General features: G+C 34.4%; 22 protein-coding genes. 13 read left to right on the forward strand and 9 right to left on the reverse strand.

Annotation, left to right across the window (positions count from 1 at the left end):
• The first annotated feature begins 83 nt into the window (after positions 1-83).
• Positions 84-1,313: an ABC transporter permease gene (locus ISP71_04870; protein MBL6663418.1), complete on the forward strand. Its 1,230-nt coding sequence runs from the start codon at positions 84-86 to the stop codon at positions 1,311-1,313.
• 54 nt (positions 1,314-1,367) lie between these two features.
• Here ISP71_04870 and ISP71_04875 read toward each other — a convergent pair whose 3' ends face one another.
• Genes ISP71_04875 through ISP71_04885 form a run of 3 tightly spaced genes read right to left on the reverse strand, consistent with a single transcriptional unit; the run spans position 1,368 to position 2,440 of the window.
• On the reverse strand, positions 1,368-1,811 hold the full coding sequence (locus tag ISP71_04875) for a 50S ribosomal protein L9 (protein ID MBL6663419.1): 444 nt from the start codon (positions 1,809-1,811) through the stop codon (positions 1,368-1,370).
• 9 nt (positions 1,812-1,820) lie between these two features.
• Complete coding sequence (locus ISP71_04880; protein ID MBL6663420.1) at positions 1,821-2,084, reverse strand: 30S ribosomal protein S18; 264 nt, start codon at positions 2,082-2,084, stop codon at positions 1,821-1,823.
• Positions 2,085-2,086: 2 nt separating this feature from the next.
• A complete protein-coding gene (locus ISP71_04885) occupies positions 2,087-2,440 on the reverse strand; it encodes a 30S ribosomal protein S6 (GenBank protein ID MBL6663421.1) in 354 nt (117 codons plus the stop codon).
• Positions 2,441-2,607: 167 nt separating this feature from the next.
• Between ISP71_04885 and ISP71_04890 the strand changes: the two genes are divergently transcribed.
• Positions 2,608-3,621: a TlpA family protein disulfide reductase gene (locus tag ISP71_04890; protein ID MBL6663422.1), complete on the forward strand. Its 1,014-nt coding sequence runs from the start codon at positions 2,608-2,610 to the stop codon at positions 3,619-3,621.
• Between the two features lie 32 nt (positions 3,622-3,653).
• Here ISP71_04890 and ISP71_04895 read toward each other — a convergent pair whose 3' ends face one another.
• Positions 3,654-4,463 (reverse strand): mechanosensitive ion channel family protein, encoded by an 810-nt coding sequence (locus tag ISP71_04895; GenBank protein ID MBL6663423.1) that lies wholly within the window; start codon positions 4,461-4,463, stop codon positions 3,654-3,656.
• An 88-nt stretch (positions 4,464-4,551) separates the two neighbouring features.
• Positions 4,552-5,613 carry a hypothetical protein gene (locus ISP71_04900; protein MBL6663424.1) on the reverse strand — a complete coding sequence of 354 codons (1,062 nt, stop codon included), beginning with the start codon at positions 5,611-5,613 and terminating at the stop codon, positions 4,552-4,554.
• Positions 5,614-5,708: 95 nt separating this feature from the next.
• On the opposite strand from ISP71_04900, the gene ISP71_04905 reads away from it, so the two are divergent.
• The 5 genes from ISP71_04905 (at position 5,709) to ISP71_04925 (ending at position 16,352) form a co-directional block, all read left to right on the forward strand.
• The gene (locus ISP71_04905) at positions 5,709-7,472 is read left to right on the forward strand and encodes a DNA polymerase III subunit gamma/tau (GenBank protein ID MBL6663425.1); all 1,764 of its coding nucleotides are present in this window, start codon (positions 5,709-5,711) and stop codon (positions 7,470-7,472) included.
• A gap of 17 nt (positions 7,473-7,489) precedes the next feature.
• Positions 7,490-10,411: an insulinase family protein gene (locus ISP71_04910; protein MBL6663426.1), complete on the forward strand. Its 2,922-nt coding sequence runs from the start codon at positions 7,490-7,492 to the stop codon at positions 10,409-10,411.
• 39 nt (positions 10,412-10,450) lie between these two features.
• On the forward strand, positions 10,451-11,677 hold the full coding sequence (locus ISP71_04915) for an isocitrate dehydrogenase (NADP(+)) (GenBank protein MBL6663427.1): 1,227 nt from the start codon (positions 10,451-10,453) through the stop codon (positions 11,675-11,677).
• An 89-nt stretch (positions 11,678-11,766) separates the two neighbouring features.
• Positions 11,767-15,225 carry a T9SS type A sorting domain-containing protein gene (locus ISP71_04920; protein MBL6663428.1) on the forward strand — a complete coding sequence of 1,153 codons (3,459 nt, stop codon included), beginning with the start codon at positions 11,767-11,769 and terminating at the stop codon, positions 15,223-15,225.
• 146 nt (positions 15,226-15,371) lie between these two features.
• Positions 15,372-16,352, forward strand: a complete 981-nt coding sequence (locus tag ISP71_04925) for a hypothetical protein (protein ID MBL6663429.1) — start codon at positions 15,372-15,374, stop codon at positions 16,350-16,352.
• Between the two features lie 5 nt (positions 16,353-16,357).
• Here ISP71_04925 and ISP71_04930 read toward each other — a convergent pair whose 3' ends face one another.
• Together ISP71_04930 and ISP71_04935 are read right to left on the reverse strand one after the other, a co-directional pair.
• Positions 16,358-16,909: a lysophospholipid acyltransferase family protein gene (locus ISP71_04930; GenBank protein ID MBL6663430.1), complete on the reverse strand. Its 552-nt coding sequence runs from the start codon at positions 16,907-16,909 to the stop codon at positions 16,358-16,360.
• Positions 16,910-16,914: 5 nt separating this feature from the next.
• Positions 16,915-18,327 carry an AAA family ATPase gene (locus ISP71_04935; GenBank protein ID MBL6663431.1) on the reverse strand — a complete coding sequence of 471 codons (1,413 nt, stop codon included), beginning with the start codon at positions 18,325-18,327 and terminating at the stop codon, positions 16,915-16,917.
• A gap of 83 nt (positions 18,328-18,410) precedes the next feature.
• Here ISP71_04935 and ISP71_04940 point away from each other — a divergent pair, with 83 nt between their 5' ends.
• The 4 genes from ISP71_04940 to coaD are packed head-to-tail and all read left to right on the forward strand — an operon-like array spanning position 18,411 to position 20,830.
• Positions 18,411-19,028 carry a hypothetical protein gene (locus ISP71_04940; GenBank protein MBL6663432.1) on the forward strand — a complete coding sequence of 206 codons (618 nt, stop codon included), beginning with the start codon at positions 18,411-18,413 and terminating at the stop codon, positions 19,026-19,028.
• Positions 19,009-19,845, forward strand: a complete 837-nt coding sequence (locus ISP71_04945) for a DUF3822 family protein (GenBank protein MBL6663433.1) — start codon at positions 19,009-19,011, stop codon at positions 19,843-19,845. The genes ISP71_04940 and ISP71_04945 overlap by 20 nt, the downstream gene beginning before the upstream one ends.
• Positions 19,836-20,372 (forward strand): RsmD family RNA methyltransferase, encoded by a 537-nt coding sequence (locus ISP71_04950; GenBank protein ID MBL6663434.1) that lies wholly within the window; start codon positions 19,836-19,838, stop codon positions 20,370-20,372. Before ISP71_04945 ends, ISP71_04950 begins: the two co-directional genes overlap by 10 nt.
• Positions 20,369-20,830 carry a pantetheine-phosphate adenylyltransferase gene (coaD, locus tag ISP71_04955; GenBank protein ID MBL6663435.1) on the forward strand — a complete coding sequence of 154 codons (462 nt, stop codon included), beginning with the start codon at positions 20,369-20,371 and terminating at the stop codon, positions 20,828-20,830. The genes ISP71_04950 and coaD overlap by 4 nt, the downstream gene beginning before the upstream one ends.
• Here coaD and ISP71_04960 read toward each other — a convergent pair.
• Positions 20,827-21,420: an NUDIX domain-containing protein gene (locus ISP71_04960; GenBank protein MBL6663436.1), complete on the reverse strand. Its 594-nt coding sequence runs from the start codon at positions 21,418-21,420 to the stop codon at positions 20,827-20,829. The genes coaD and ISP71_04960 overlap by 4 nt on opposite strands.
• A 7-nt stretch (positions 21,421-21,427) precedes the next feature.
• Between ISP71_04960 and ISP71_04965 the strand changes: the two genes are divergently transcribed.
• Positions 21,428-22,069 carry an orotate phosphoribosyltransferase gene (locus ISP71_04965; GenBank protein MBL6663437.1) on the forward strand — a complete coding sequence of 214 codons (642 nt, stop codon included), beginning with the start codon at positions 21,428-21,430 and terminating at the stop codon, positions 22,067-22,069.
• Positions 22,066-22,464 carry an SRPBCC family protein gene (locus tag ISP71_04970; protein MBL6663438.1) on the forward strand — a complete coding sequence of 133 codons (399 nt, stop codon included), beginning with the start codon at positions 22,066-22,068 and terminating at the stop codon, positions 22,462-22,464. Before ISP71_04965 ends, ISP71_04970 begins: the two co-directional genes overlap by 4 nt.
• Here the strand turns inward: ISP71_04970 and ISP71_04975 are convergent.
• Entirely contained in the window at positions 22,454-23,188 is a 735-nt protein-coding gene (locus tag ISP71_04975) for a biotin--[acetyl-CoA-carboxylase] ligase (GenBank protein ID MBL6663439.1), read from the reverse strand. The two genes, ISP71_04970 and ISP71_04975, sit on opposite strands and share 11 nt — an antisense overlap.
• Positions 23,189-23,208: the final 20 nt, after the last annotated feature.

Here is a 23,208-nt window from a genome sequence, read left to right on the forward strand (position 1 = left end):
TTTAATATTCCTTATTTTTTAGCTTTTGCAAAAGTACTTTTTTTAATTCATCTTAACAAGACAAAATCGTACATTAGCACTCTATGAAGTTAATGGTAGAAAATATAAAAATTGCTCTGCAATCCATTAGAACAAACCTACTTCGAACCGTACTAACTATTTTTATTATAGCTATAGGTATTGCTGCTTTGGTAGGCATACAGACAGCTATCGAATCCATTAAATCTTCCATTAGCGATAACTTTACTAGCATGGGTGCTAATACCTTTAACATTAGAAACAAAAGCTCGTCCATCAGAATAGGTAAAAAAGGCACTAAACCAAAACGCTACGCTTCCATTAGCTATGCCGAAGCCATAAGGTTTAAAAATGAATTTCCCATTACTACTTCTATATCGTCGTGGGCGAGTTCTACAGCTACTATCACTTATCAATCTAAAAAGAGTGACCCTAACATCAACATTACGGGCACAGACGAGAATTATATCTTGACAGCAGGGTATAAATTAGCTGAAGGGAGAAACTTCACTTTAGATGAAATCCAACAAGGGAAGCATATGGTTATTATTGGCGAAGAAGTCAAAAAAAGCGTCTTCGGCTCATCTAAGGCTTTAGGTAAAATTATTTCTATAGGTGGTAACAAGTTTAAAGTCATTGGTGTTCTTGAAGCAAAAGGAGCTAGTATGAGTTTTGGTGGAGACAAAACTTGTCTTATTCCTCTGACTAATGCTAGGCAATATTTTGGTTACCCTGGTCAATCATTCACCATCAGCGTATTATCCATAAATGCTGAAAAACTCAATGCGACTATAGGTCAAGCCATCGCCAAGATGCGTGTTGTAAGAAAGTTAAAGCCTGTTGAGGCAGATAATTTTGATATTATCCGTAGCGATAATCTAACACAAATTATGTTCGAAAATATAAAATATGTAACCATAGCCGCTCTTGTGATTGGCATCATTACTTTGTTTGGCTCTGCCATAGGCTTAATGAATATCATGTTGGTATCCGTAACGGAACGCACCAAAGAAATTGGAACACGCAAAGCCTTAGGCGCAACCTCAAAAATTATTCGATGGCAATTCTTGGTTGAAGCTATTGTTATTTGTCAAATCGGTGGGCTAATGGGTATTGTTTTGGGTATCCTTATAGGTAACCTTACTTCTCTAATTGTCGGCAGTAGCTTTATCATACCTTGGGTATGGATTATGTCAGGTGTGGCATTATGTATTGTAGTAGGCTTAATTTCTGGATTCTTCCCCGCTGCCAAAGCAGCAAAACTAGACCCCATAGAGGCTTTGAGGTATGAATAAAAAAAAAGCTCTCGAAATTTTCGAGAGCTTTTCATTAAATTCAATTTGTGTTATTTATTGAGCAACAACTTCAACAGTTACAGCAGCCTTAACTTCTCTGTGCAAACGCACTTCAGCAGCATACGTACCGACTGTTTTGATATTGTTTAGCTTAACAAATTTACGATCCACGTTATGACCTAACTTTTCTAGCTCATCTGCTAAATGGTTAGAAGTCACCGAACCGAACAATTGCTTACCACCTTCAATAGTCTTAGCAGTAATAGTTACTGTCAAGCCATTGATACCTTCAGCTAATTTGTTAGCGTCTTCAATAATTTTATTCTCTTTCTTAGCTCTTTGACGTAAGTTTTCAGCTAAAACTTTTCGAGCTGAGTCAGTCGCTAAAATAGCATGACCACCAGGGATTAAGTAGTTACGACCATATCCGTTTTTCACGTTTACAATCTCATCTTTAAAGCCTAATTTCTCTACGTCTTGTAATAATATCAATTCCATAGTTGTAAATTATTTTAGCATATCGCCAACGTATGGCATCAATGCCAAGTGACGGCATCTTTTGATTGCTTGTGAAACTTTTCTTTGGTACTTCAATGACGTTCCTGTGATTCTTCTAGGAAGGATTTTACCTTGCTCGTTGACGAATCGCATAAGGAAGTCAGGGTCTTTGTAGTCAATGTATTTAATACCAGCCTTTTTGAATCGGCAGTATTTTTTACTATTTCTGTTGTTTACATCAACGGGGGATAGGTATCTAATATCGTCTGCCATGATTATGCCTCCTGTTTTTTGTTAGTACTCAGTCTTTTTCTTCTGCTTTCAGCATATACTACAGCATGCTTATCTAGCTTTACTGTTAGCCAACGCATCAAACGTTCATCACGTTTGTAAGCTAATTCAAGTTTATTATTTATCTCCTTGTCATCAGAAGTGAATTCAATAAGATAGTAAAAACCTGTTCTTTTCTTCTGGATACTGTAGGCCATCTTTTTTAGCCCCCAATGTTCCTCGGCAACAATTTTTGCCTTACTTTCTTTCAAAAGTTTCGTAAACTTTTGAACCGTCTCCTTCATCTGATCTTCAGACAAAACGGGATTCAAAATGAAAACGGTCTCGTAATGGTTCATAATGTTAATGTTTTTAATTTAATTCCTCTCTTACTTTAAAAAAGGGTTGCAAATTTAGAATAATTTTCCACATAAACAAAGTATTGTTTTCAATAGCAAAACAAGACCCAGAAAGCGTTTAAAAATAACGTATATTAGCAAAGTAATACTAATTAAAATAAACCCTCATGAAAAGAACTTTTACTCTATTTGCCTTGATTAGTTTATTCTTGGCAAGTTGCATAAAGCAAGACCAAACCTACGTTACTCTCAAAGGTCATATTCTTAATGCACCATCAGACACCATCTACATTTATGACAATTTTGACGCCTATCAAAAAGTTATTATTCTCGATGAACATAATAACTTTAACGATACCCTAAACATTAGAACTGCGGAATATTATTTTGAAATTGGAGAAGAATCTACCAACCTATTCCTTAGCGAAGGCGACGAGATGGAAATTACCTTAGATTACCTCTCTTTCGACGAAACTATCAATGCTAGTGGAAAAGGTCAAAAAATTAACAATTACCTTTTTAAAAGAGTATTATTAAGAGAAAAAAATATTTACGAAGACCCTACTTTCTTTGATAAGGATTCGGCTCAATTCTATCACAATCTTAATACCTTTTTTGATAAAGAAATACACACCTTAGAACGTTTGCATTTAGACTCTCACATATTTGCCGAAGAAAAAGAAGGTATAGCTATGACTAAGAAAAATATTGGTTATTTCTACCGCAGCAAACAAGAACTCAAGCAACTTGCTATGTTAGAAAATGCTCCCGAATTTACGCTCAAAGATACAGATGGCAACAGTGTATCTTTATCTGATTTTAAAAGCAAACTTGTATTGATAGATGTTTGGGCAACTTGGTGCAAACCTTGCATACAAGAAATTCCTGACCTCAAAGCTTTACTACAAGACTATGAAGAAAGTAATCTTAGCTTTGTAGGCATAAGCATAGACCAACAAGAAGATATTGAATTATGGAAAGAAAAGGTAGGAGAAGAACAACTACCAGGAACACAGCTCATTATGGATAACGGCTGGCAATCCAAATTTAAATCTGACTATGTGGTTTCAAGCGTGCCTCGCTTTATTCTTATTGATGAAGAAGGTAAATTTATAGATGTAGATGCTCCTAGACCTTCAGAAGGCAATAAGCTTAGGATATTAATTGACGAACATTTGTAAAAAAAGGGAGAGCAATTTGCTCTCCCTTTTTTTTATCGGTTGATATGAACCACATGAGGAAATGGAATTTCTACACCTGCTTTGTCCAGTGCCAACTTTGCATTTTCATAAGTATCGAAATAAACATCCCAATAATCGGCTGGTTTACAATAAGGTCTAACCACAAGCGTAATGGAACTCGAAGATAAGTCCGATACGCCAACATAAGGTTTGGGACTTTTAAGTACCTTTTTGTGATCTGTCAATACAGCCATCAATGCCGATTTAGCCTTTTTTAAGTCTGAACTATATGCCACTCCAACTTTTATATCTACTCTAATCTTTCCTTCGATCGTGTAGTTAACAATGTTACCGTTAGCTATAGCACCATTGGGGATAATGACTCTTTTATTGTCAGGCGACACCAATTGAGTGTTAAAAATATCAATTCCTCTAACCTCACCTATCAAACCCTGAGCCTCAATAAGATCGCCTATTCTGTAAGGTTTAAAGACCATTAATAGGACACCTCCAGCGAAATTAGCTAAAGAACCTTGCAAAGCTAAACCAACCGCCAAACCAGCCGCTGCTATGATAGCCGCAAAGGTAGTTATGTCTATTCCTAAGGTGGAAATAACTAAGAGTATCAACATAATTTTCAGTGACCAAGACAAAAGGTTATTAAAAAACCCTTGAAGAATTAAATCGTATTTGGTTTTTTTCATAATTTTATTGAAGCCCAAAAGCAACTTTTTAATTATCCAAGAGCCAATAAAATAAATAAGTAAGGCACCCAAGACTTTGGGACCATAATGCGTGATGAAATCAATTGCTTTTTCTAGCAACAAATCTGCTTTTTCCATGTTTTAAGTTTTTAAAGTTTAAGTGGTAAAAGTAATTAAAAAAGAAGTTCTTAAAAAGAAATGTAAACAGTTATACAAAAACAGCAATTTATTGTTGCGTTGACGAAACAATAAGCTCAATAGGCATGTAGAGTGTACTACAGTCTTTTATTGGTTTTATTCCAGCAAGTGAACTATGAATAAACTCTTTATATTTTGACACAACTTCATCAGCGTTAATATCTTGTATATAAATGAATTCTAAATTAGTCATGTTTTTAATTAGCTTACGGTCAATCTCTAGATTGTATTTTGGAATTGAGTAGCCAGAAATTACGAGAATATTAGTGTCTTTAGTATGTTCTAGTGCTGATTTTAATACGCTTCTGTTTTCCCCTCCCCATTCTTCTTCATAAGCAAATGATAATAAAGAGTAGAGTTTTTTTTCAGTCGCAAACATATATCTTCTTAGGATTTCCTTTATTGAGTCTTCCAAGACTGTTGAGTGTTTATTCGTAAAATAATGCTCATTATGTTCTCTATCCAAGAAGCCAAGCATACCATTTAACTTAAAGATTTGTGGATTATGGGCGAAGCTTCTATGTTTAGTTGTCATTTTGAGATTTGAAAAGGATGTTTTATGCCCCCAATCGTTTTCGAAAAACTCTTCGTATGATGACTCTATAAGATTATCGTAATTCCAACTTAATATTTTAATCTCTTTTTTTAACGAATAATCGTGCAATTGGTCTGTAAAAAAATCTTTATATCTAGTTTCTCTCAATCTCTTTATCAATTGATTGTTTTTGAAAATTTCTTTTCCTCGTATTTCAAGTATCGTTAAAGCTACTGAATACGTATGTTTAAATTCGTTAGATACAGGCTGATTTCTAACAAGTTGTCTTTTGCAATATGCGTCAACAGATAGTCCAAATTTTCTCACTCTTTCTACCATATCTTTTAAATTTGATATAAGTGTATTTGCTGCCTCTTCTTGTGTGAATTTTAAATCTCCAACTTGAAGTACTTCCTTAGCATTAAAATTCTTACTGTGTTTATAATTCTCAAGTAATGAAATGACACTAAAAATAGCATTATTCATTTCTTTAACGACTGGCATCCCATTTGCACTAGCCCCAGCCCCTAATAAGTAGGTTACATTTTTTTTCATGTTCTTTAATTTTGTTCAATCCAAATCTAAAGAATATCAATTTAAAACTCAACATTTAAATCATTATATTATATTTGTTTTCCCAAATGAATCAGATGGAAAATTTTGTTGTTTCGGCTCGTAAATACCGCCCTGCTACATTCGATACTGTAGTGGGTCAGCAGTCCATTACCAACACTTTAAAAAATGCCATCAAAAACAACCATTTGGCTCAAGCTTTTTTATTTTGTGGTCCTCGAGGAGTTGGCAAAACATCTTGTGCCCGTATTTTAGCTAAGACCATCAACTGCATGAATCTTAGCCCAGAAATAGAGGCTTGTAACGAATGTGAGTCCTGCCAAGGCTTTAACAACAACCACTCATTCAACATTCATGAATTGGACGCTGCCTCCAATAATGGCGTGGATAAAATTCGTGAGTTAGTAGATCAGGTACGCTTTGCACCACAAGTAGGCAAGTACAATATCTACATCATTGATGAGGTACATATGTTATCTCAAGCGGCTTTTAACGCTTTTCTAAAAACTTTAGAAGAACCCCCTGCTCATGCCTTGTTCATACTTGCTACTACCGAAAAACATAAAATCATACCAACCATTTTATCACGTTGTCAAATATTTGATTTCAAGCGCATACAAATTGCTGATATCGCTGAGCACTTGGCTTATGTGGCAAAAAATGAAGGTATTGACGCCGAGCAAGAAGCCTTGCACATCATTGCTCAAAAGGCCGATGGCGCACTGAGAGATGCTTTATCTATTTTTGATCAAATCATTAGTTTTTGTGGCGATAAACTGACTTATCAAGCCGTTATACAAAACCTTAACATACTTGATTACGACTATTACTTCAAAGTAACTGATGCTTTGTATCATTCGGATATTCCTACGGCACTCAACGAATTCAACGAAATCCTAAATAACGGTTTTGACGGCCATCATTTTATCAACGGCTTGGGCATGCACTTCAGAAATTTACTGGTAGCTAAGGATAGTAGTACACTAAGTTTATTGGAAGTTGGCGATAGCATCAAAACGCGATACCTCGAACAAAGCCAAAGTTGGCAACAACAACACTTATTACAGGCTCTTGAACTTTGCAATAAAGTGGACTTGAACTACAGAATGAGTAAAAATCAGCGTCTGTTGGTTGAAATTACCTTAATGCAAATTTGTGGCGTTAAAGAAGATAATACTACAGTAGAAAAAAAAACTTTCGTCGTTAAGCAAAAGCCGTCAAACGAAGTAAAAACTGTAGTAACAAAGGAAATTGAAGAGCAAAAAGTAGTTGCTACTCCATCAATCCTACCAAAAGATGAAGAAAAAGTAGAAATTGACATACCCAAGACATCCACAAAAGCCATTAAAATTGTCAACTTTAAAGACAACATTCCGAAAAAGACCATTTCCATTAACCCTCATTCTAAAACAGAAAAACAAGATGAGAAAAAGGATAATAGTGTAGTCCAAGAAGAAAAGCGTAATGAACAAGCGTTTTCACAAGAAGACCTCAACGAAAAATGGGAACAATACGCCAATGAAAAAGAGAACGTTGGCAAACACAATTTACTATCTATTCTAAAAGATAAAAAAGCCATATTGAAAGAAAGCTTCAATGTGTGCATAACATTAGACAATAAAGTTCAAGAAGAGGTGATAAACGATGAAAAGACTAAGCTTTTAGGGTATCTGAAGTCACAACTAGAAAACGATTACATCAGCTTAACAGTTGAGGTTACACCTCTTAAAGAAGAAGAAATGAAAGCTTATACTGCTGAAGATAAATTTAAAAAAATGGTCAAAAAAAATCCTGACTTATTGAATCTAAAGGATAAATTTGACCTCGAAATAGACTTCTAATTACTAAACAAAAAACTATGAAATCCAAATTAACCATTATTCTTATTCTAGTCGCTTTAGCATGGATAGGATATAACGTCAATAAAAACATGAATAAATTAGAGAATAGCTACGAGAAGGTGCAAAACGATCCTATGAATGCCAGAATTTATACCTTGGACAATGGGCTTAAAGTTTACCTTTCAGTATATAAGGATGCTCCAAGAGTACAAACTTATATTGCTGTAAGAGCTGGTAGTAAAAATGACCCTGCCGATGCCACAGGTTTAGCACATTATCTAGAGCATATGTTGTTTAAGGGCACGGACAAATATGGATCTTTAGACTATGCTAAAGAAGAACCTATGCTTAAAGAAATAGAAGCTTTGTATGAAGAGTACCGTCAAATTGATATGAATGATACTGAAAATAGAGACAGAGTTTGGGCTCAAATTGATTCTATTTCTGGAGAAGCTGCCAAATTTGCTATCGCTAACGAATACGACAAAATGGTTTCTAACATAGGGGCTAAAGGAACCAATGCCTACACCTCTGCCGAGGCAACCGTTTATGTCAATGATATACCTTCCAATCAATTAGAAAAATGGTTAGACATAGAGTCTGAGCGTTTTCGTATGCCAGTCTTTCGTCTCTTTCACACTGAACTAGAGGCTGTTTACGAAGAAAAAAACAGAGGATTAGATAGCGACGGTCGTAAAATGTTTGAGGCATTATTAGAAGGTCTTTTCCAAAAACATACCTATGGAACACAAACTACCATAGGTACTATTGAGCACCTTAAGAATCCTTCTCTTTCGGAGATTAGAAAATATTTCAACAAAAACTATGTGCCAAACAATATGGCTATATGTATGTCAGGAGATTTTAACCCTGATTCGGTAATCAATTGGGTTAACCAAAAGTTTGGTGCTTATGAAAGAAAAGACGACCCAGAGTTCGCACCTGGCGTTGAAGAACCCATATCCGAACCAATTATAAAAGATGTTTTCGGTCCTGAAACAGAAAGAATTTACTTAGGCTATCGTTTCCCAGGCGTCAAGGATAGAGAAACACAAGTAATGCGAATTATTGATATGGTGTTAAGTAATAGTCAAGCAGGTCTTATTGACCTTAACTTGAACCAGCAACAAAAAGTACTTCAAGCCAGTTGTTTCCCATACATCCTATCAGACTACAGTACGCATATTTTATATGGTTCTCCAAAGCAAGGGCAATCTTTAGACGAATTGAAAGACTTGCTTATCGCCGAAGTAGAAAAAGTTAAAAATGGTGATTTCCCAGATTGGCTTTTACCAGCTATTATTAGCGATATGAAACTTTCAAAAATTAAAGTTTACGAAAGCAACTCAAGTAGAGCCAATGAATTTGTACAATCGTTTATTCAACGTATCGAATGGAAAGACTACGTTAAAGAAATGGAAGTACTAGAAAGTATTACCAAAGAAGAAGTCATGGAGGTAGCTAAAAAATACTACCAAGACAATTATGTTTATGTCCGTAAAAACTTAGGCGAAGATACTGGAGTTATTAAAGTAAGTAAACCTGCCATCACCCCTGTTGAAGTTAATAGAGATTCTCAATCGGAGTTCTTGTCTAAAATCTTTGAAGAAGAAGTGCCCAATATAGAGCCTGACTTCTTAGATTATGAAAGTGACATAAAACAAGCTGACATCGGCGTACCATTATTGTACATGCAAAACAAAGAAAATAGCAGATTTAAACTATTCTATATCAGCGATAGAGGCAAAAATCACAGCAAAAAACTAAGCATGGCTATTGACTACCTCAACTTCTTAGGTACTGAAGATATGAGTCCAGCTAAGAAAAAAGAAGAGTTTTATAAATTAGGTTGCGAATTATCGGTAAGTAGCCAAAACGAACAAAGCTACATCTCTTTAACAGGTCTTGATGATAATTTTGAAGAGTCTGTAAAGCTTTTCGAAAAATTACTTGCCAATGTAGTTGCCAATGAAGAAGCATTAGAAAACCTCAAAATGAATACCCTTAAAAAGAGAGCTGATGCTAAACTCAACAAGCAAACTATTCTTTACAGTGGTATGAGCAATTATGCCAAGTATGGTCCAGTCAATCCGTTTACTAATACGCTTTCTGACGAGGAAATAATGGCAATTACTTCAGACGAGTTGATTGATATTATCCGAAACTTGACTTCTTATGAGCACCGTGTTTTATATTATGGACCAAAATCATTCGAAGAAACAGAAAAAAGTATCGCCGAATTACACCCTATTCCTTCTGAATTGAACCCAATTCAAGAAGTAGAGGATTTTAAAGAATTGGACATCAACAAAACATCGGTTTATGTTATCGACTACGATATGAAACAAGCCGAAATATTAATGGTAGCTAAAGGTCAAGCATTCAATGCTGAAAAAATGCCTCTTATCAAACTTCATAACGAATACTTTGGTGGAAGTATGGGAAGTATTGTTTTCCAAACTTTACGTGAGTCTAAAGCTCTAGCTTATTCGGTATATAGTGCCTACAGTACACCTAGAGAAAATGACAAATCGCATTATGTAACTGCCTATATAGGAACTCAAGCCGATAAATTGGCAGAAGCTATGGTGGGCATGAAAGAACTGCTAACAACTATACCTGAAGCAGAAGCTAATTTAGAAAATGCTAAAGAGGCAGTCATTCAAAAGATTCGTACAGAACGTATTACCAAAGACCGTGTGCTTTTCAACTACGAATCGGCTAAAAGACTGGGCTACGATTACGACTCTAGAAAAGATATTTTTGACAATATCAACAAGTTCGAAATGTCAGACTTAACTAATTTCCACAACGAGCACATCAGTGGTAACGATTACACCATTTTAGTACTAGGAAATAAAGATGATTTAAACATCGATGCCCTGAAAGAATATGGCGATGTAAAATTCTTGTCTTTAGAAGACGTATTCGGATACTAAATAGTAAATTTGCACACTTAAAAATTGAATAAAATTATCATGAGTAAAATAAAAGTTGACAACCCAGTAGTAGAATTGGATGGCGATGAAATGACGCGCATCATTTGGAAATTTATCAAAGACAAATTAATCCTTCCTTATCTTGATTTAGATATCAAATATTATGATTTAGGAATGGAAAGTCGAGACAATACAGATGACCAAATAACTGTTGATGCTGCTAATGCTATTAAGAAGTATAAAGTAGGTATCAAATGCGCTACCATTACTCCAGATGAAGCAAGAGTGGAAGAATTCGGACTTAAAAAAATGTGGCGCTCACCAAACGGTACTATAAGAAATATCGTAGGTGGTACTGTATTTAGAGAACCTATCATCTGCTCAAACGTACCACGATTAGTGCCTAACTGGACCAAACCTATCTGCATTGGACGTCACGCTTTTGGAGACCAATACAAAGCTACCGATACTGTAATCCAAGGCAAAGGTAAACTAACAATGACATTCACTCCTGAAAACGGAGAAGAAGTCAGCTGGGAGGTTTATCAATATGAAGGGCAAGGTGGTGTAGCTATGAGTATGTATAATACCGATGAATCTATCTATGGTTTTGCACGTTCTTGCTTTAATCAAGCACTAGCTAAAGGCTGGCCATTATATCTTTCCACAAAAAATACTATCCTAAAAGCTTACGATGGTCGTTTCAAAGATATCTTCGAGGAGGTATATCAAAATGAATTCAAAAGTGCTTTTGATGAGGCTGGACTAACTTACGAGCATCGTCTTATTGACGACATGGTTGCCGCTGCCTTGAAATGGAATGGCGCTTTTGTATGGGCTTGTAAAAATTATGACGGTGATGTTCAATCTGATACAGTAGCGCAAGGCTTTGGCTCACTAGGACTAATGACCTCAACACTAGTAACCCCTGAAGGCGATGTGATGGAAGCTGAAGCTGCTCACGGAACAGTAACTCGTCACTACAGACAGCACCAGCAAGGTAAAAAGACTTCTACTAACCCTATTGCCTCTATTTTTGCATGGACAAGAGGCTTAGCTTTTAGAGGTAAACTAGATAATAATCAAGCACTTATTGACTTCTGCCAAACTCTAGAGAATGTTTGTGTAGAAACTGTCGAAAGTGGTGTAATGACAAAGGATTTAGCTTTATGTATTCATGGCAAAGACTTGAACGAAAGTCATTATGTTGTTACAGAAGAGTTTTTAGAAGCTTTAGACAAGGGTTTAAAAGCTAAAATGGCTTAGATATTTTTTTATAATCCTAATACGGATTATTTTTTATAATTTTGGGTTTATGAAATGTGGCTTATCACATTTTATAAACCCTTTTAAATATGAAAAAAATTATCCTCCTTATCTCTGCATTATCTATAATGCAAATGTGTGTGTATGCTCAAAATGTAGGCGACACAATTGTCATCGAATCTTTTAACTATTCTCAAACCTACGGCGTTAACCAATGGTCTCCAGGTATTAGAGATACAATTATTGATTTTTCAATTTTACCAGACCAACCCATCGAAAAAGTGTTGATGTTGTACAACATGCGTTGTAAAAACAATTTAGTTTCCAATTCGAGTAATAGAGATCAAGGTTGTGGTGAGTGGGATTCGTCTTGCAATACTTACTTACACGACTCAACACGAACAGACTCAGTTACATATACTCACCCTAATTATGTCATTTCAAACTTTAGTGGGACAAATTTTTCTTACACCTCACAAGAAATTTACGACTTATACCAATATGAAGAAAACACTGTAACACTTAACAATATTTTATCAGAAAACAGTTACGACCTCCTCAATGGTAATACTAGTTCAAACTCTACTTTGAATGGCTCTAATAAATCAGGAAAATCACAATACTTATATACAGCGAATGAGCTTATAGCAGCTGGATTTTCTGCAGGCGAAATAGATGGAATTATAGTTAATGCCAATAACTCTGGCACTATACATTTTCTAAGGCTAAAATTGAAATCAACAAGCGACAATGAAATTTTAGCTAACAACCCAATAACAGATGGGCTTAGCCAAGTATTTTTTGATGATGTGTTTAACTTTCAAGTTGGTGAAAATAGACTTCAATTTGAAACCCCATTTGAATGGAATGGCACAGATAATCTTATCGTTGAATTCTCCTTTACAAACTCAACACCAACAAATGACATACAGCTAACAAGTACGCCTTCTAACAATTTAGGCATATTTACGAATAATGGCTATCATATCAATACATCTTTTGGTGGAAATGCAGAAATTCCAATTGACAACCTATCTTCTATTCAAAATGAAATTACCGTTTCTTTTTGGGCAAATGGAATTCCAAATTTAATGCCTACAAATACTTCCATTATTGAAGCTATTGATAGTAATGGTCAAAGAACATTAAATTTTCATTTGCCATGGAGCAACAGCAATGTATATTTTGATTGCGGTAATTCAGGAAATAATTATGATAGAATTTTAAAAGCTGCATCTGAAAATGAGTTTGAAGGACAGTGGAATCATTGGGCGTTTACTAAAAACACTAATACTGGATCTATGAAAATATACCTTAACGGTATAGAATGGCATAATGGAAATGATAAAACAAAACCTATAAACATTAACAAAATTATTTTGGGTGCTGATAAAAATGGCAATTTAAACTACAAAGGACTTATTGATGAACTAAGAATTTGGGATAAAGAACTATCACAAACAGAAATCAATGCTTGGAAAAATATCAATGTTGACAACACACATCCCTACTACTCAAACCTCAAATCCTACCTAAAAATAGATGAAGGCAATAGCACCCAACTAACAGATGAATCCAATAGCAATATCATAGCTGAAGGAAATTCACCACATTTTTGGAACTTTATAAGAGGAAATGAGCTCAATCGCTTTTTTAGTAATGACAACAACAGACCTAACATTACACTTTTAAGAGGCGATTACGATTTATCTGTTAATCAAACAAGCGTATATGACTCTATAATGAGACAACCTAATTTGGTAAAAAACTATACAATAACACAAAATATTGGCACTCAAATACACGATGAAGTTGAAGTCGTTTCTGAAACTTTCCTTTGGGAAGCAACTGAACAAAATGTGTATGATGCAATAACGGGCAATATATTATCAAGCAATACTATTTCTAGCGAGGGAACATACACCATAACCGACCTAGAATACCAAAGACGTTTTCCTTCAAAAATTGAGATTATGTCTTTTGTAACCCCCTATGGCTTAGGTCTAGATTTAGGTCCAAAAGGTAAAACATGGACATTTGATATGACCGACTTTTTACCCATTTTTAAAGGGCAAAAAAGAATGACTATGGAAAGAGGGGGGCAATGGATGGAGGATATGGATATAAAATTCTTATTTATTCTAGGGACACCTCCTAGAGATGTTATCGGATTTAATCAAATATGGCGACCTGAATCTAGGTCTTACATACATCTAGAAAGTGACCGATTCTTTGCTCCTAGAGAAACTAAATTAAATCCGTTAGCTAAATATTTTAAAATACGTTCTTCTATAACAGGACATGGTCAAGAAGGTGAATTTATAGGAAGACAACACTACATAAATATCAATGGTGGCAGTAGTGAATTTAATTGGCAAGTATGGAAAGAATGTGCTGAAAATCCTATCTATCCTCAAGGTGGAACATGGATTTACGATAGGGCTGGATGGTGCCCTGGCAGCCCAACGGACATTCAACACTACGATATTACACCTATGGTTAGCCCAGGTCAAAATGTAACTATAGATTACGGCGTATTAAACGCTAGCGGAACTTCCAATTATATAATAAACAATCAATTAATTACCTATGGAGATATCAACTTTGATTTAGACGCAAGTATTGTCGAGGTACAAGAGCCATCAAACCGAGTTGAATTTAGCCGTAATAATTCCATTTGTCACACTCCAAAAGTTGTAATAAAAAATACAGGAAAAACTATTCTAACCTCACTAAAGATTAAATATTGGGTAAATAACTCTACCAACCCTCTTACCTACAATTGGACAGGTAACTTAAAATTTGATGAAAGTGAAGTGGTAAGCTTGCCATCATCATTAGCCTTATGGTCAAGTGTAAATGCAAGTGATAATGTTTTTTATGCTAGTGTTGAATCGCCTAATGGAGGTCAAGATGAATATGAGTTTAATAATACATATAAATCAAAATTTGATATTCCAGAGGTAATGCCTGAAGAGTTAGTCATATTTTTTAGAACGAATAATGCAGCCTATGAAAGTAGTTGGAAAATACTAGATTCAGAAAATAATGTCATTTTATCAAGAGATAATATGAGTAATGGAACATTATATAAAGATACCATAGAATTAGCCTATGGATGCTACACATTTAGAGTCGATGATTCAGGTGATGATGGTATTGACTTTTGGGCTAATAATGACGGAATTGGTTTTTGTCGATTGTATAAAAATGGAGGGTCACTGGTCAAAAATTTTGAACCAGACTTTGGAGACAACATCAATTTTAAATTTACGGTTGGCTCACCCTTAACTTACGAACAGTTAAATATATCGGAAGATATTTCATTGTATCCAAACCCCACTAGAAATAGCTTTACAATTGAAGGAGAGGATATCGAACAAGCCGATATCATAATCTTGGACAATCTCAGTCGAAAGGTAAATCTGCCTTTAGACAGAGGTTATAACAAAGTCAAATTTGATTCAAAAAGCTTAGCAAAAGGAATGTATCTCATTCAAATTAAATTCAACAATAGTATTCAAACTAAAAAATTAATTATTGAGTAAACTCAAATTTGTTTTTTTCTTTAATATCCCATCAGAATTGATGGGATATTTTTTTTGAAGTAGTAAGACCATTGATAAGGTTTTTGATTAAAATCATAAATTTTTTATACCTTGTCAAAGTTTAACTTATTCAAATAAATAATATTATGAAGTATTTTTCAATTCCTCTTTTAGTGATATTTTCTGTGTTTTTCTTTTTTTCATGTGAAAAAGAAACTGAAACAATAATAATACCTTCTAATATAAACACTACTCCAAACTCAAGTCAAATCAACAAATTCTTTGAGGATAATTTAGATGAAGCAACTCAAACCATTAATGTTAATAGCTCTGCATCTAACCAAAGTATTACCTCAGACAAAGGTATTGTCTATACCTTTGGCTCAAATACTTTCATCAACACTCTAGGCAATCCAGTAAATGGAAGTTTTAACATTGAGCTAGTTGAAGCATTAACTAAAAAAGAAATGATGCTGTTAAATCGACCAACATTTACTCATAGCGGGCGACTACTCGTTTCTGGCGGTGTTGTTTATTTAAACGCCACTCAAAATGGCCAACAACTCAGCATCAACGATAGCAACCCTGTAATGGTAAGTATTCCGACTGACAACTATATTCCTATGGATTTCTTCGATGGTAGTTTTGACAATCAAGGTGGATTCGGTTGGGACGAAAGTGAAGATGATACCGTTATCACCAATACTAATGGCAATGGACAGGATTCTACATTTTTTGAAGATTTCTTCAGCTTTGACTTTGAAATAGATTCGATTGGTTGGATAAACTGCGACTACTTCTATAACTCTGCCGACCCTTTAACACAAGTTGAGGTTGTTTTACCTGATACTTTTAACGGAGACAATTCGGCTGTTTTCATTTATTATAGCGATATTAATTCAGTAGCAAGTCTTAGTGACTACGATGCAGATGGTACATTCGATTTGGGAGCATCTTACTCAACACCAGTTGGTATGGAGGTTACCTTTGTAGTCATTTCGGAAAGTGATGGAACATTCTTTTACAACTTTGTAACAAGCACTATTACACAAGACCATGTGGAAGTTATTAGCGCACTTACATCAGTAACTGAAGCTGAGCTAGAAGTACTTCTCAATAATCTGTAAAAGAGTTAAAATATTTTAGAATTGTATTTTTCTGAATATTTAGGAGAAATACCTTTATAAAAGTCTTCTATTTTTTGAAGGTCTTTTTGGATTTCTCCACTTGGTTGAAACATTTCACCTATACCTGCTTCTTTTTTTGCATAATCAAGATAGGCAAGTGCTATGGGTATATTAGCACCAACTGCAATGTGATAAAATCCAAGTTTCCATTTTTCTACTTTTGAACGACTACCTTCAGGTGCAAGTCCTAAAACTAATCCATCAGAAGATTTAAACAATTCGATAGCATAAGCGACGAGATTATTATGTTTAGACCTATCCACAGGAATACCACCCAACAGGCGAAAAATCCAACCATAGGGAAAGCGAAACAATTGACTTTTACCAAGATATTTGGCTTCTATCTCAAGCATATATCCAAAACATCTGCCAATAATGAAATCCCAATTGCTAGTATGAGGAGAGACAATGATAACGTACTTTTTCTGAGTGGGAATATCACTCACCACCTTCCAACCCATAATATATAGTATCAGTTTTGAAACTATTTTTTTCATATCAATTATTCAAAAAATTCTTTTTTAAAATTTATCAAATGTAACTTTTTTGTTGTTCTTGTAAGGGCGGTATACAACCATCTAAAGTATTCTTTGCTTAGCATATCAGAAGTAAAATAGCCCTGTTCAACAAAGACATTTTCCCATTGTCCCCCTTGAGATTTATGGCACGTAATAGCATATGCAAATTTGACTTGCAAGGCGTTAAAATATGGGTTTTGCTTAATCTCTTTATTACGCTGAGCTCGTTTTGGGATATCTGCATAATCTTTAGCCACCTCATCGTACAATTTTTTATATTCTTCGTAAGTCATAGCGGGAGTCTCTGATGTTAAGGTATCTAATAAGACTATACATTCTAAATTTTCTTCATCTGGATAATCTACTAAGCGAACAGATATTCTTGCAAATCTGAAATCATACAACTCATTGATTTCATAAATTCTCATAACCTCAACCATATCACCATTGGCAATAAAGCCAGCCTTACTTCCCTCAGGTAACCAAAAATAATTATTCCTTACCACCATCAAAAAATCGCCGGTAGATATATCATCTTCTAATCCTCTAATGCGGGCTCTTATTTGTTGATTGTATAAATTAGCTCTTTTGTTGGAACGGCAAATTACAACTGTCCCTTCTACACCACTAATAGAATAGGCGTCTTCCAAAGCTTCTTGGATATCCATTCCAACATCTAATCTCACCACCTCGCTATTGCACTTGACATGTGGTAAGTCAAAATCATTAGCACTAATTTTATCTCGTAAATGAGTAGCGTTTTCTAAAACCATAGAAGATGATTGTTGCCGAACAACTTGAGTCAATTCTGCAGAATAAACATCTTTTCTGTAGGTAATGCCTAATAAATTTTCATCGAGAGCAGGACTAATATCAAGGTTTACAGGAGGTAATTGAGCTGTATCACCAATTAAAATTAACTTGCACATTACGCCAGAATAAACGTACTCAATTAAATCGTCAAGTAGCACCCTCCCACCAAAACCTTTATCCGAGGCATCAGGAATCATTGAAGCCTCGTCTACTACAAAAATAGTATTGGTATGCTTATTTTCTTGTAAAGTAACATAGGTATTACCTTGAGAATTGGTACGCATCCAATAAATTTTTTTGTGAATCGTAAAAGCACTTTTCTTTGAGTACACAGACAATACTTTAGCTGCTCGACCTGTTGGCGCTAGTAAAACTACTTTTTTACCTACAGACCATAAACTATTTATTAGTGAACTTACAAGGGTTGTTTTGCCTGTCCCAGCATAACCTTTCAGTAAAAACAAACTGTTGGAAGATGAATTTTCTACAAATTCGGATAACTGATTTATAAGCTCGGATTGTTGAGAGGTCGGCTCAAAAGGGAATTTATTATTTAAAAGTTGGATTAATTTTGTGCTATTCATTGGTATTATGAAGTAGATACAAAACTACCAAAATATCCTTAAAAAAATTGTAGCTTTGCCAGTGCTAACTTATTTGAAGAATCATGAATAGAAAAACAACACAATTAATACTTTGGCCCGTTATTATAATATTAGCTTGGCTAGTATACAGAAGTCCAATCAGTTTGAAAGAATTTCAGGAAGAAACTAACTTCCGTAAATCCGCAGTTATTCAGGATTTAAAAGATATTCGAACTGCACAAATAGCCTTTAAAGACAAATACAGAGTTTATGCTGGTGATTTTAACAGCTTATTGTCTTTTGTAAAAAATGATTCTTTAGCAGTTGTAAAGGCTATCGGCGAAACTCCTGACTCTCTAACTGAAGACCAAGCACTTATGGCTGGAATAATAAGTAGAGATACTGTATTTGTGCCAGTTTATCAAACTATTTATAATCAAGATTATTTAGATACTAGAGATAATAGATTTCCTTTTGATTTAGAAAAGTTATCAATGGTGCCTTTTTCTGATGAAACGTTTAGTATAGAATCAGGAACTATCGAAAAAGGTAAAGTTGTCGTTCAAGTATTTGAGGTATCTACAACTTTTGGTACTTTCCTTAACGGATTAGACGCTACAAACAAAGGAATTGACTTAGACAATACCTTAAGAGTAGGCTCTATGTCAGACGCATCAATCAATGGAAACTGGGGCGAATAAACCAAATCATTCTCTAATTGATACAAAATCCTTAGAATTGCAATCTATTAAAGATTGTCATTTATCCATTCAAATTGGCTTGAATGGATTTTCTTTTTGCATAAGAAATAGCGCAGAAATTTTAGCTTTAGAATCGTATAAAGATTCATTGTCTCAACTTGAAAAAAGTATAGAAAAAAACAAGTGGTTATCTCAAGAGTATGCTTCAACAAACATCACTATTAGCACTAAAAAGTACACCTTAGTACCTGCCTCGCTTTACAAAAATGAGGATAGAAAGAAGTACTTAGAATTGAATCATATTAGAACAGAACAACTAGATAGTTTAGCAGATGAAGTTAAACCCATAGGAAGTTATGCCGTTTACGGAATATCCAAAGCTGAACAAGACATCATTACAACTTTCTTTCCTAAAAGTAATTTAAAACACTTCAGTTCAATACATCTTCCTAATATGTTAGCCCAACATAAAAATAGTGAAGGTAAAACTATGATTGTCAATGTTGATTACAAGCAAATGCACATTACAGTCATTGACCATTCGAAACTCTTATATTTCAATGTATTTAACTATAAGACAGCTCACGATTGCATCTACTATATACTATTTGTTTGCGAACAATTGGAATTAAACCCTGAACATATTTTACTGGAATTGATGGGCGATGTTAAAAAAGACTCCGAATTTTATGAGTTAGCCTATACTTACGTACGCCATGTCAAGTTTGCAAAACGAAGTGTTAATTTAAGTCCAAATATAGATTCTATTTTAGAACACGAGTATTACACACTTTTACACCAACACCTGTGCGAATAATTGGCGGAAAATATAAAGGTAAATCCATAGTTGCTCCAAGAAGTTTACCCGTCAGACCAACAACAGATTTTGCTAAAGAGAGTCTATTTAATATACTCAACAACTCCATAGACTTTGAAGAAATTAAACTTTTAGAACTTTTTGCTGGAACAGGAAATATTGGCTATGAATTTGCCTCCAGAGGTTGTCCACAAATTACTTCTGTTGACCTCGACTTTAATTGTATTCAATTTATAAAAAGAACCAATAAAGAATTGGGCTTACACCATAAAGTCATTCGATCCGATGTCTTTAGGTTTATTAAGTCCAATAAGGAAAAATACAATTTCATATTCGCTGACCCTCCATATAACCTCGAAAGGATAAAAGATATTCCTAAACTTATTTTTTCTAAAGACGTTTTAGAGAACGAAGGAACATTAGTGATTGAGCATGATAAATACACAGACTTTAGTGATAATGATTATTTTAAAAATGTACGTCAATATGGTCGAGTAATGTTTAGTTTTTTTAACTTTAACGCATGACAAAAAAAATAGCAGTTTTTCCTGGTTCCTTTTCTCCTTTCACAAAAGGACATCAGTCCATTGTGAATAGAGCCCTACCTCTTTTCGATGAAATTATAATTAGTATAGGTATTAATTCATCTAAAAATGATTACTTCTCCATTCAAGAAAAAGTGCAATGGATTGAAAATGTATTCGCTAAAGAAGACAAAGTAAAAGTAATGAGATACGAAGGGCTGACTATTGACCATTGTATCGCCGTAAAGGCTAATTATATCCTTAGAGGTTTGAGAGATTCTCACGATTTTAAATATGAAAAAGGAATAGCTCAAATGAATCATTCTATGCAAAATAACATAGAAACTATCTTTATTATAACAGAAGCCAAATACTCACACATCAGCTCAACATTAGTAAGAGATATTATCAAAAATGGTGGTGATGTAAGTCAATTTGTTCCTGAAGAAATCAATCTTTAATTTCTTTCCGAATCAATTACTTTTTTAACGCTAGAATAAGAATTTTTCATCAATTCAGGAATATCGTTTTTACTTCTCCACTCTACTCTTTCTATACCCTCCTCAGTTTGCGGAACAAATACACCAGAATAAGTAGAATTCATGAGATACCAGTGTGTTTCTTTTAGCACCATTTTACCATTCATAGAATATGTGTGATAGGTTTGAATCAGCTTGTGTTCAAGGACCAAGTCTTTAATGCCACACTCCTCCTCAACTTCTCTTAAAGCACATTCGGCAACATCTTCATTATTTTCTAACTTTCCTTTAGGCAAATCCCATTTACCATTTCTGTATATAAATAGATAATCTTGGTGTTTTTTTACTAAACCACCAGCTGCTACAATAAGTTCAAACTCTGCTTTGAAGCTACGCCAAGATGACTCAATATCATCAGATTTTACCCATAATTTTAAAGTGCCTTTTTGTGGTATAGTTTTTATAAAATCAGCCCAATTAAACGATTCATTATAATCGTATTGAGTGTAGGTGGGTTTTGCCACAGAATTAGATAAAATTAAGGAATGATGATTTATAAAAACTTCATACATTAGCACCATGATTTTAGACATTGAAACTGCCAAGCAAGTTGCAAAATCATTATTGCAAATCAAAGCTATTATTCTTAATCCTGATGAACCATTTGTCTGGGCCTCTGGCTGGCACTCTCCTATCTACTGTGACAATAGAATTAGTCTTTCTCATTCTGAGGTAAGAACCTTTATACGTCAACATTTGGTGGAAGGTGTTATTACAAGATATGGTAAGCCTGATGTAATTGCTGGCGTAGCTACAGGTGCTATTGCACATGGTGTTTTAGTTGCTCAAGAACTAGGCGTTCCTTTTGTTTACGTAAGAGCATCAGCTAAAGAACATGGTCGAAAAAATCTTATTGAAGGCAAGGTAGAAAGTGGGCAGACAGTTGTAGTCATTGAAGATTTAATAAGCAGTGGTAAAAGTAGTTTGGCAGCTGTTCAAGCACTAAGAGATGGCGGCTTAAAAGTAAATGGCATGGGAGCTATCTTTAGCTATGGCTTTGAACACGCTAAAAAAAGCTTTGAAGAAGCATATTGCGAGTTATTCACACTTGGTGATTATGACACGTTAATAGATCAAGCATTAGAAACAAAATATATCACCAAGGACGATGTTGAAATGCTAAAAGTATGGCGAGAAGACCCTTCAAATTGGAATAAATGAGTTTAATAGAAAGTCAAGCTGTTACTATCAATAAATCCGATGAAGAAATTTTTAACTTCATTAGTGATTTTACCAATTTTGCGACCCTAATGCCACCACAGGTACAAGACGTAAAAATTACCCAAGACAGTTGTTCTTTTAGCATACAAGGTATGCCAACCATTAACCTTAAAATTTACGAAAGAACACCTTTTTCTAGTGTTAAAATGAAAGCTGAAGATGGAAAGTTACCCTTTACCCTATCATGTTCTTTAGAAAAGGTAAATGAAACTCAATGTATTGCTCAATTTCATTTTGAAGCAGAACTAAATCCAATGATGAAAATGATGGTAGCCAAACCATTAGGTAATTTTTTAAACCTGCTGACTGAAAAACTAAAAGAAATTAAATCATAAATTTTATTTCACCCATATTGTAGAAATCTAAACGACCATTGACTTCTACAAGCAGTTGACCATTCTCATTGACAGAATTTATAATACCATCAAAAGTCTCGCCATTCTTAGAAAATTTTTGAACCTCACCCTTTTGATATAAATTTTGGTGATAAAGCTCATTAATCATTAAGGGCTTTTGTTTAAGTAAAAAATAATTTTTCTCAATATTCTTACAGATTAACTCTAATAATTCTGAAATAGTCGGGATTGTTTTTAGACACTCAGCCATAGACGTAGCTGCTGGTAATTGACTGATATTATTATTGATATTTATTCCTATGCCAACTACACTTTTTTCAATATTACTAGCTCGAATTGAATTTTCAACAAGAATTCCTGCCACTTTTTTACTATCTATAAGTATGTCGTTAGGCCATTTTATTTTAGTAGTAAGAGAATAATTGTTAAGAGCTTGGCACAAGGATAAAGCGATAAACTTATTGAACAAAAACTGTTGACTAATATCTAATTTAGGCTTTAGTAAAACACTCATACACAGCGACTTGCCAACTTCAGAAGACCAGCGATTATTTCTTTGACCTTTACCTGCTGTTTGTTCTTTGGCTATAACGACTGTTCCTTCAACCAAGGATATATTTTGGGACAAATCAATCAAATAGTTATTGGTGGAATCAACAGAAGAAAGTTCAATAATATGTTGTCCAACAAACAAGCAATCCATAAGACAAATTAACGGATAAA

It is taken from the genome of Flavobacteriales bacterium, from assembly GCA_016779995.1.
Classification (GTDB): domain Bacteria; phylum Bacteroidota; class Bacteroidia; order Flavobacteriales; family UBA7312; genus UBA8444.

Coding starts and splice junctions, on each gene's coding strand:
- ISP71_04870 (MBL6663418.1), top strand. CDS start 84: ATGAAGTTAATGGTAGAAAATATAAAAATTGCTCTGCAATCCATTAGA.
- ISP71_04875 (MBL6663419.1), bottom strand. CDS start 1,811: ATGGAATTGATATTATTACAAGACGTAGAGAAATTAGGCTTTAAAGAT.
- ISP71_04880 (MBL6663420.1), bottom strand. CDS start 2,084: ATGGCAGACGATATTAGATACCTATCCCCCGTTGATGTAAACAACAGA.
- ISP71_04885 (MBL6663421.1), bottom strand. CDS start 2,440: ATGAACCATTACGAGACCGTTTTCATTTTGAATCCCGTTTTGTCTGAA.
- ISP71_04890 (MBL6663422.1), top strand. CDS start 2,608: ATGAAAAGAACTTTTACTCTATTTGCCTTGATTAGTTTATTCTTGGCA.
- ISP71_04895 (MBL6663423.1), bottom strand. CDS start 4,463: ATGGAAAAAGCAGATTTGTTGCTAGAAAAAGCAATTGATTTCATCACG.
- ISP71_04900 (MBL6663424.1), bottom strand. CDS start 5,613: ATGAAAAAAAATGTAACCTACTTATTAGGGGCTGGGGCTAGTGCAAAT.
- ISP71_04905 (MBL6663425.1), top strand. CDS start 5,709: ATGGAAAATTTTGTTGTTTCGGCTCGTAAATACCGCCCTGCTACATTC.
- ISP71_04910 (MBL6663426.1), top strand. CDS start 7,490: ATGAAATCCAAATTAACCATTATTCTTATTCTAGTCGCTTTAGCATGG.
- ISP71_04915 (MBL6663427.1), top strand. CDS start 10,451: ATGAGTAAAATAAAAGTTGACAACCCAGTAGTAGAATTGGATGGCGAT.
- ISP71_04920 (MBL6663428.1), top strand. CDS start 11,767: ATGAAAAAAATTATCCTCCTTATCTCTGCATTATCTATAATGCAAATG.
- ISP71_04925 (MBL6663429.1), top strand. CDS start 15,372: ATGAAGTATTTTTCAATTCCTCTTTTAGTGATATTTTCTGTGTTTTTC.
- ISP71_04930 (MBL6663430.1), bottom strand. CDS start 16,909: ATGAAAAAAATAGTTTCAAAACTGATACTATATATTATGGGTTGGAAG.
- ISP71_04935 (MBL6663431.1), bottom strand. CDS start 18,327: ATGAATAGCACAAAATTAATCCAACTTTTAAATAATAAATTCCCTTTT.
- ISP71_04940 (MBL6663432.1), top strand. CDS start 18,411: ATGAATAGAAAAACAACACAATTAATACTTTGGCCCGTTATTATAATA.
- ISP71_04945 (MBL6663433.1), top strand. CDS start 19,009: ATGGAAACTGGGGCGAATAAACCAAATCATTCTCTAATTGATACAAAA.
- coaD (MBL6663435.1), top strand. CDS start 20,369: ATGACAAAAAAAATAGCAGTTTTTCCTGGTTCCTTTTCTCCTTTCACA.
- ISP71_04960 (MBL6663436.1), bottom strand. CDS start 21,420: ATGTATGAAGTTTTTATAAATCATCATTCCTTAATTTTATCTAATTCT.
- ISP71_04965 (MBL6663437.1), top strand. CDS start 21,428: ATGATTTTAGACATTGAAACTGCCAAGCAAGTTGCAAAATCATTATTG.
- ISP71_04970 (MBL6663438.1), top strand. CDS start 22,066: ATGAGTTTAATAGAAAGTCAAGCTGTTACTATCAATAAATCCGATGAA.
- ISP71_04975 (MBL6663439.1), bottom strand. CDS start 23,188: ATGGATTGCTTGTTTGTTGGACAACATATTATTGAACTTTCTTCTGTT.